Raw genomic sequence first — 547 nt, forward strand, 5'->3', positions numbered from 1 at the left:
TCTTTGAAATGGAATTCGCCGAATTGGAGATTTCCTTCGAGATCGTCATCCAATGGTCGTGCGCCTTTTTGTCCGTCAATTGTTTCATATCCACATGTTCCAAGGCCGACAACACTTTTTTTGCAGCGGCATTGGACTTGGCGGCATTATCATTGACAAGCGCATCCTTTAACTCCAAGTAGGCGCTCAACACCTGTTTCAATTGGTTCTGAAATATCCCTGTCGCCGCTATTCGCTGGTCCATGTCGGAATGGTCCGTTTTACTTTCCTGTTTGACATCGCCCATATCCATATCCGAATGATCGCTACCGCCTGTACCCTTGTCATCCCCCATCTTCATTCCTCCGTGGTTATGTCCCGTCATGGCGGGCCCACCTTCAGGATTCATCATGCTCGGTTTCCCGGCCAATTGGGCCGCCGCGTCGATACTAAAGGTCCCATTTACCGCGATCTCATCCCCTTCTTGCAGACCCTCCTTGACAATGAAACCATTTCCCAACGATGGTCCCAAGGTGACATCGCGCAACACAAAATTCACCCCATTGGA

The 547-nt window shown here is 49.9% G+C and carries 1 protein-coding gene; it reads right to left on the reverse strand.

From position 1 onward, the window contains the following. A partial coding sequence (locus GTK07_RS19145) for a DUF3347 domain-containing protein (protein ID WP_163636639.1) occupies window positions 1–547 on the reverse strand: 547 nt, incomplete at both ends.

The sequence above is a fragment of the Flagellimonas sediminis genome (assembly GCF_010500845.1).
Classification (GTDB): Bacteria; Bacteroidota; Bacteroidia; order Flavobacteriales; family Flavobacteriaceae; genus Flagellimonas; species Flagellimonas sediminis.